Source organism: Micromonospora echinofusca (genome assembly GCF_017614955.1).
Lineage (GTDB): Bacteria > Actinomycetota > Actinomycetes > Mycobacteriales > Micromonosporaceae > Micromonospora > Micromonospora echinofusca_A.
Window position 1 is genome coordinate 1 of the sequence record NZ_WVUH01000477.1, and the last position, 4,378, is coordinate 4,378.

The following is a 4,378-nucleotide window of genomic DNA, read 5'->3' on the forward strand; positions in this document are numbered from 1 at the left end:
TGGGCGACGGGGTGCTGGTCGGCGTCGGCGACGGCGTGCTGGTCGGGGTGGGTGACGGGCCGGTCCCGCCGAAGTTCACGTCGCTGCACAGGTAGTACGACTGGTCCAGGTGGCTGGCCTGCCAGATCGTGTAGACGATGTGCCGACCGGTACGCCCCGGCGCGTTGGCCGGTACGTCGATGGAGACCCCACCGGCCGGGTCCGGGTTCCACCCCGAGGCCGGGGTGTTGCCGATACTGCCGGCCAGTTCCAGGTCGTCCCAGCCGAGCGGCTCGGTCAGGGCGTTGAACCCCTGCTTCGTCACGTACACCCGGATGTAGTCCGCGCCGTGACTGGCCTGGTCGTAGAGTCGGATGCGGAAGTTGTTCGTCACATTGGCGGTCTTCCATGCACCGATCGCGTCGAGCGCGTTGTACCGGCCGCCCTCGGTCCGACCACCGCTGCACAGTTGGCCGTTCGGGATGGCGGCCTCGTGGTTGCCGCCCACGTTCTCGCGGAACAGGCCGTTCCAGTTCCACATGGCGTTCGGGTTGGCCTGCCAGGCCTGCCAGCACATCGGGTCCTCGGTGGCCATCGCCGGGTTCTGGAAGTCGTCACCCCAGCGGTCCCAGCAGCCGTAGTTGCGGGTGGCGGGGTCGACCACCGACCCGTGGGCGGCGGCCGGTGTGGTCAGGACGGTACCGAACAGCAGCATCGCGGCGGTGAGCAGAACCGCCATGACGGGGGCATGGCGGAGACGGGGGGTAAGGGACATCGAGCCCTCCAGGGAGAGGTCTGACGACGACGTTGCCCGGTCTGCCGGGAGTTGCCCGCTCCCGTGCGACTGTGTGGCTCCCGCAGTGGCTCTGTACCCGCAGAATCGCACCCGGCATAGTCGTCAGTCAATAACTGTCCATATTCCGGAGAGCTCGGGAGGACTGATCCGATCCGTCAGCCGGTGCCGGGTTCGCGGCGCATCGGGCGGTGCGGGATACCGTCCTCCACGAACTCCTCGCCGTCGACCACGAAACCGTGCCCGGCGTAGAAGTCGACCAGGTACGACTGCGCGTCGAGGACGCAGCGCCGGTCACCGACCAGCGTGAGCGCCTCGGTGAGCAGCCGACCGGCGAGCCCGGCGCCGCGCGCCACCGGGGCCACCACCACCCGGCCGATCCGGGCCACCCCGCCCGGGTCGGCGAGGATCCGCAGGTACGCCACCGGCCGGCCGTCGTGCTCCAGCCAGAGGTGCCGGGTGCCCGGCTCGACGTCCCGGCCGTCCAACTCCGGGTACGGGCACTCCTGCTCCACCACGAACACGTCGATACGCAGCCGGAGCAGATCGTGCAGCGTGTGCACGGTCAGATCGGCGAATGCGGCGACGTGGAGTTCGGCAAGCTGGAGTTCGACGAGCGGTAGAGGCATCAGCTGCTCCTCCGGCGAAGGGCGGCACGGCGTACCCCGGTGCCGACGGCGGCCACCGCGAGCAGTGCGCCGAGCACCGCCGTGACCCCCCACGGACCGAGGTCGGCCAGCCACCCGCTGATTGTGGTCTGTGCCCGGCCGGCGGCCCCGACCACCGGATCGTCCGGGTCGCCGCCGGCGAGGACCCGCACCTCGTACCAGCCGTACCAGGCGACGTAGCCACCGGTCACCACGAGCAGCACCCCGGCCACCCGACCGAGCAGCGGGCCGGCCCGCCGGGCCCGCCGGACCAGGGTCTCCCGGGCCAGCGCCACGGCCAGTGCCGCCGCGCCGACCACCAACCCCATGCCGAGAGCGTACGCGCCGAACAGGCCCACCCCGGCGCCGGGCGAGCCGGCCCGGAAGCCGGCCACCACCACCGCCAGGAACGGGCCGATCGTGCAGCCCAGCGAGGCGATCGCGTACGCCGCACCGAACGCCACCATCGACGCGAAGCGCAACCGGACCTGCGGGCCGGTGGCGATCCTCGGGGCGAACGTGGGCAACTGCCGGCCGGCGAGCAGCCAACCACCGGCCACCAGCAGGACGAGCCCGATCAGCACCGAGACCCAGGGCAGCCGGCTGGCCACCGCGTCGGCGGCCGGTGCGGCCAGCAGCCCGAACGTGCCGAACACCGCGACGAAGCCGAGGGTCATCGCGCCGGTCAGGGCCAGTGCCCGCAGCACCGGGGTGAACGGGTGGCGCCCCGGCTCCGGCCGCTCACCCAGGACCAGCACCGACAGATACGCCGGGAGCAGGGCGAAGCCGCACGGGTTGACCGCGGCGAGCAGTCCCGCGCCGAGGGCGAGGGCGTACGGTGCGTCGGGCACGTCGTTCCCCGCTCAGCTCAGCGCGGCGACACGGCGGCGCAGCTCGGCGGCGGTGAGCGGCCCCGAGTGCACGACCGTGCCGGTGGAGTCGAGCAGGACGTACCACTCCTGGCTGGTCACCTCGAAGCGGCGCCACACCGCCCCGGCGTCGTCGGCCAGACTGGGGAACCCGCCGAGGCCGTTGTCCGCCACGAACCGGCGCATCGCCGCGTCGCCGCTGTTGAGCCCGGAGACCCCGACCAGGCTGACCCGGTCGGCGTTGGCGCGCTGCACCTCGGCGACGTGGGACGCGGCGGCCCGGCAGCGGGTGCACCACGCGGCCCAGAACCACAGCACCGCCGGCCGGCCGGCGAGCGTGGCCGCGTCGAACGGTTTCCCGTCGACCGTCCGTCCGGTGAACCGCAGGGTCGCCGGTACCGCCGGCGGTGTCCCGCCGTCGACGGGCGTCGGGACGGCGGTTGCGGCTCCGCTGCCGGTGTCCGGGCGGCCGGTCACCTCGCCGCCGGCCCGTTCGCCACCGCCGGTCACCGCCCCGCCGGCCCGTTCGCCGTCGGCGTTGCGCCCGGAGGCGCGGTCGGCGGTCTCCCCGCAGCCGGTGAGGAGAAGGGTGACGGCGAGTACGCCGGGAACGAGTCGTCGGGCGAGTGGCAGCAGTCGATCGGACATGACCCGCATGCTATTGCCCGACCGGCGGTCGGCACCCTTACCGCTCCGTTACGGCCCTGGGGTAAGGAAGGGCCCCCTGTTAACGGTTCCGGTAGAGGAAGGGCCCCTTGTTAACACCGCGGGCGGGTGTCCGCTTCCGGGTGGGTGTCTGCTGGGCCCGTGTCCGCTCCCGGGTGAGTGTCTGTTGGGCCCGTGTCCGCCTCCCAGGTGGGTGTCCTGCTGGGCCGGCGCCCGCTCAGGCGGGGCGGGCGCCGACCGCGTCCCGGATCTGTGCGCCCTGCTCGCCCTCGGCGCTGCGGGCGCAGTGTGCGCAGCAGAAGAAGCGTCCGGAGACCTCGACCCCGTGCCCGACGATTCGGCACTGGCAGTGCTCGCAGATCGGGGCGAGCTTCTGGATCGCGCATTCGAAGGAGTCGAAGGTGTGCCGGTCGCCGCTCACCGTGTTGATCTCGAATGCCATCCAGTAGTCGTTGCCGCAGACCTCGCACGTGGCCATGATGAAACCCCCAAATCAGGACAGATGACTCCAGCCTGCGGCATCGTTCGGGCACTGCATGGCAAAGCGGCAGAATCGGGCGGGACCGTCGGCGTGTCGCTCCGGCGCGTCGAGGCGTTAAGCCTGGTGAGAGCCCCTGCGGTACGAGCGGGCCGACCTGGGAGGAGAAGACGTGATCAAGCGCAGCAAACTCTTCGGCAACCAGACCCGGGTGACGTTCTGCCTGCCCAGGGACGAGCCGCAGGGCACGGTCAGCGTGGTCGGCTGTTTCAACGACTGGCAGCCCGGGCGGCACGAGCTGGTCCCGCGACGGGACGGTACCCGCACGGTGACGGTCCGGCTCGGGCCGGGCGAGTACCGCTTCCGTTACCTCGCGACCGGCGGGGTGTGGCTCGACGACGAGTGCGCCGACCAGGTCGACCAGCAGGGTGGCCGACTGCTCCTCTGACCGGTGCGCCGGTGCCGGTGCCGGTGCTGGTGCTGGTCTGTGCTGTGGCGTGGCGTGGTGCGGGCCCGGTCGATGCGGTGCCGGTGCGGCGTCGACTGTGGGAGTCGCTGGCCGGGGGCCCGGGATCGCCTCGCCGGCGGCGGCACAGCACCATCGGGTTGGCCCCTTTGCTCTGCTTCAGCGGAGGCGACACCCAGGGGCGCTGACTGTTGCCGTCGCTGAAGCAGAGCAAAGGACGCGAGGGGGTGTCGACACCCGGGGCCCCGGGTCCGGTGGTGCCCCGGGTCCGGTGGTGCCCCGGGGCCGGTGGTGCCCCGGGGCCGGTGGTGCCCCGGGGCCGGTGGTGCCCCGGGGCCGGTGGTGCCCCGGGGCCGGTGGTGCCCCGGGGCCGGTGGTGCCCCGGGGCCGGTGGTGCCCCGGGGCCGGTGGTGCCCCGGGGCCGGTGGTGCCCCGGGGCCGGTGGTGCCCCGGGGCCGGTGGTGCCCCGGGGCCGGTGGT

Annotated in this window: 6 protein-coding genes; 1 reads left to right on the top strand and 5 read right to left on the bottom strand. The window is 72.9% G+C overall.

Annotation, left to right across the window (positions count from 1 at the left end; translation table 11 throughout):
• The 5 genes from GSF22_RS31220 to GSF22_RS31240 all read right to left on the bottom strand — a co-directional run.
• Window positions 1–718: lytic polysaccharide monooxygenase auxiliary activity family 9 protein (locus GSF22_RS31220; RefSeq protein ID WP_244454466.1), on the bottom strand; the 718-nt coding region annotated here is incomplete at its 3' end.
• Window positions 719–930: 212 nt separating this feature from the next.
• On the bottom strand, window positions 931–1,401 hold the full coding sequence (locus GSF22_RS31225) for a GNAT family N-acetyltransferase (RefSeq protein ID WP_208817505.1): 471 nt from the start codon (window positions 1,399–1,401) through the stop codon (window positions 931–933).
• Window positions 1,401–2,270, bottom strand: coding sequence for a cytochrome c biogenesis CcdA family protein (locus GSF22_RS31230; protein WP_208817506.1), 870 nt, complete (start codon window positions 2,268–2,270; stop codon window positions 1,401–1,403). The genes GSF22_RS31225 and GSF22_RS31230 overlap by 1 nt, the downstream gene beginning before the upstream one ends.
• Before the next feature lie 12 nt (window positions 2,271–2,282).
• A complete protein-coding gene (locus GSF22_RS31235; protein ID WP_439957832.1) occupies window positions 2,283–2,936 on the bottom strand; it encodes a TlpA family protein disulfide reductase in 654 nt (217 codons plus the stop codon).
• Between the two features lie 235 nt (window positions 2,937–3,171).
• A complete protein-coding gene (locus tag GSF22_RS31240; protein ID WP_208817507.1) occupies window positions 3,172–3,432 on the bottom strand; it encodes a Prokaryotic metallothionein in 261 nt (86 codons plus the stop codon).
• A gap of 172 nt (window positions 3,433–3,604) precedes the next feature.
• On the opposite strand from GSF22_RS31240, the gene GSF22_RS31245 reads away from it, so the two are divergent.
• On the top strand, window positions 3,605–3,880 hold the full coding sequence (locus tag GSF22_RS31245) for an isoamylase early set domain-containing protein (RefSeq protein ID WP_208817508.1): 276 nt from the start codon (window positions 3,605–3,607) through the stop codon (window positions 3,878–3,880).
• Window positions 3,881–4,378: the final 498 nt, after the last annotated feature.

What these genes read in the sequence shown, in the direction of transcription:
- GSF22_RS31225 (WP_208817505.1), bottom strand. Translation starts at nt 1,401, where the DNA reads ATGCCTCTACCGCTCGTCGAACTCCAGCTTGCCGAACTCCACGTCGCC.
- GSF22_RS31235 (WP_439957832.1), bottom strand. Translation starts at nt 2,936, where the DNA reads ATGTCCGATCGACTGCTGCCACTCGCCCGACGACTCGTTCCCGGCGTA.
- GSF22_RS31240 (WP_208817507.1), bottom strand. Translation starts at nt 3,432, where the DNA reads ATGGCCACGTGCGAGGTCTGCGGCAACGACTACTGGATGGCATTCGAG.